The organism is Desulfosarcina sp. (assembly GCF_046496365.1).
Taxonomy (GTDB): Bacteria; Desulfobacterota; Desulfobacteria; order Desulfobacterales; family Desulfosarcinaceae; genus Desulfosarcina.
The window spans coordinates 1-3,217 of sequence record NZ_JAWOHB010000158.1 but is presented as its reverse complement, the minus strand read 5'-3'; the positions used below and the strand labels follow the sequence as shown (position 1 = coordinate 3,217).

The window sequence follows — 3,217 nt, the reverse complement described above, 5'->3', positions numbered from 1 at the left end:
TTTCACTGGCCGGGGCCAAAGCAGTCAATCTGGCACGCCTTGGCAGGGAACTCGGACTGCCGACACCCGACGGGTTTGTAATTACAACGGCGGCCCTTGATCTGTTTATGAGGGAGAACCGGTTGTGGGAAACCATCGATGACATGCTGGCCGACTTTGACCCGGATGAAGCGGGCAGCGGGCAGGCATGCCGCCGCATTCAGGACCGCATTCAAAACGCCCCTCTGCCGAAAACGCTGGTCAAGGCCATTGACAAGGCCTGCCGCGAGCTTGCCGAGCGGCACGGCTCCATGCCGCTGCTGGCCGTGCGCAGCAGCGCCGTGGGAGAGGACTCCGAAGCGTCTTTCGCCGGCCAGTACACCAGCGTTCTGCCGGTGGCAATCCATGACATCGAATCGGCCTACAAAACGGTCCTGGCCAGCAAATACAGCCCACGCGCCATTCTTTACCGCCTGCGCTACGGCCTCACCGATGCGGCTACACCTATGGCCGTGGCCGTTGTGGCCATGATTGATGCCAGGGCCAGCGGCGTGCTCTACACCGTGGACCCTTCCCAGCCTTCCGGCAGGCAGTCGCGCATCGACGCCGCCAGCGGCTTGGGTGATCAGGTAGTGAGCGGATCCGCCTCGCCGGATGTGTTCCGGGTTGAACGAAACACACTGAAAATCGCTCAGCGCAGCATTCAGCCCAAAGGAGACGAGGCGGATGAAGCCAGTCCGAGGCCGGCGCTTGCGGAATCCGCCGTGCGCTCGCTGATCCAGTGCGGATTGAAGGTGGAAGCGCATTTCGGCTCGCCCCAAGACATTGAATGGGCTCAGGACGAACACGGTGAAATCATATTGCTTCAGTCCCGCCCCCTGAATCTGGCCGGCGGTGGATCCACAGCGTCCCCGCCGAAGGTTTCGGGATTGAAATTGCTTTTTTCAGCCGGGCAGCCGGCCTCTCCCGGCCGGGTCTCCGGAAAGGCGGTTCACGCCACGGCTGATCTATCTCCCGCAGCAGCCGAAAATGCCATATTGGTGGCCCGGACAGCCGCACCGAACCTGGCCCCCCTGATGGGCCGGGTGCGGGGACTGATCACGGATCTGGGCGGCGTGGCCAGTCATCTGGCATCCGTGGCGCGGGAATTCAACGTTCCGGCACTCATGGACACCCGCCAGGCTACGACGCTGATAACCGAGGGCCAGGAAATCACTCTGGTGGCGGATGAAGCCAGGGTCTACCTGGGAATTGTCCCTGAACTGGCGCGCAAGCCGCCGGCGGATGACCGGGAAAATGACCGCGGTCCCATCGGTCTGCACCTGCGCCAACTGCTGGACCTTATCTCGCCCCTCAATTTAACCGATCCCAAAGCCGCGAATTTTACTCCCGGCGGGTGCCGAACCCTGCATGACCTGATCCGCTTCGCCCATGAAAAAGCTGTGGCGGTTATGTTTAACTTAACTTCCCTCAGCAACGCTTCGATTGTTTCACGTAAACTGAGCGCCAACATCCCGTTGTCGCTGTATTTCATCGACCTGGGCGACGGGCTGTCTTCGGGGCTGACCACCTGCGATGAGATCCTTCCCGAACACATCCGCTCGAAACCCATGGCGGCCCTTTGGCGCGGCCTGGTTCATCCGGGCATCACCTGGTCCGGCTCCGTGGATATCAGCGGGCGCAATTTCATGGCCATCATGGCCGGCAGTATGGGGCCGCCTCCCAAGGTGGACTCCTACGCCCTGGTTTCGCGGGATTATCTCAACCTCAGTGTAAAGTTCGGTTACCATTACTCGAACCTGGATGCGCTCTGCTCGGACGACCCCGACGCCAACACTCTCACACTCCAGTTTTCCGGCGGGGCAGGCACCAGCGCCGGCAAGGCGCTGCGCATCGAGTTTTTGTCCGCTGTTTTAAATCGGCTGGGGTATACGGTGGAAATTCGCGGCGACATGCTGCAGGCATCCCTGAAAGGGCTTGACCGCCCGGCCATGGAAGATGTGCTTGACCAGACCGGCCGGCTGCTGGGCTGCAGCCGGCTGTTGGACGTGGCGATTCCCAACCAGGCCGAGGTGCAGACGCTGACCGACCTGTTTTTCCGGGAAGACTATGATTTTCTGGGTCGTTCCGAAAAGCGCCTTCCCGGCTATTACGCCTCCGTGGGCGAATGGTCGCGGACCACCAGCGACGGCGGAAAGGTGATCCGGCAAGATGGATCGAGCATGACCGGCACAATCGCCTGCACCCTGCACGACACCCTGGAAACAGTGATAGGAGGAAGATACCGCAAATTTCTGGAAAATCGTCACGCCCGGCATTACTATCCCGTGGCGGTCAAGCGGGACAGCCGTCATAAAGACGGCGGCCAAGGTGTTGAAATCCGTATCACCGGCGGGTGCGTCGACCTCGCAGCCGGCCTGGCCTTCGGTCTGACCAATCTGGGCAATTGCCTGGTATTGGCGGCGGATGCCGCCGTCGGAGAATTGCAGCTGTTGGAGTTCATCAACAACACCCGCCATTTTCGGGAACGCACCTCCGTTGAAATCCCCATGGACCGCTGGCTGCAGCTCGCAGTGACCGTGGCGGGAAAGGAAATAACAGGCGCTCTGAAAGGGCAAGCCCGCCTGCGATATACTGCGTCCAGACCGATCGCCGGTTATATCGGCCTGTGGAGCAAAGGCGACACAAGCGTCCTTTTCCGAAATCTTAGCTGCACGGAAGGCGCATCGTGAAACATCACCCGGTGGGTGTCGCTCTGAAACCGTTCAGAAACTGAAAAGCTTCAGCCGGCATTTTCACTTGCCATGACGGCGGATACATCTTAACTTATAGCCGCGGCCTCAGACAAAAGGCAAAGCAACGGAGTGTCCCATGGGTGAAACACCCTACGGTGCAGGGAAATAGCAGCTTTGATACCGTGAATTCCGGCCCGCTTTTCTCTGAACTCGGCCTAAAATAAGGGGATAAAACGAGGAGACGATACGAATGAACAACAAAAAAGCGATGGTGCTTGGATCGTTCACTGCCGATGCCCTGGCGCTGGGAGCTCACTGGGTTTACAATACGCGCGTCATCGATAAAAAGTTCGGTGTCGTCGAACAATACCAGGATCCGCTCACCTCCTACCACACCGGCAAGCGAAAGGGGGATTTTACCCACTACGGAGACCAGATGCTGGTCCTGCTGACATCGGTTGAGAGCTGTGCAGGATTTGACCTGGATCATTTCGGCAATGCAT

Annotated in this window: 2 protein-coding genes; both read left to right on the top strand. The window is 59.4% G+C overall.

Annotated features, from left to right (window positions below; genetic code table 11):
- A partial coding sequence (locus tag R6V78_RS16225) for a PEP/pyruvate-binding domain-containing protein (RefSeq protein ID WP_410290426.1) occupies positions 1–2,711 on the top strand: 2,711 nt, incomplete at its 5' end.
- Between the two features lie 253 nt (positions 2,712–2,964).
- On the top strand, positions 2,965–3,217 hold a 253-nt coding region (locus R6V78_RS16220; protein WP_410290425.1), incomplete at its 3' end, for an ADP-ribosylglycohydrolase family protein.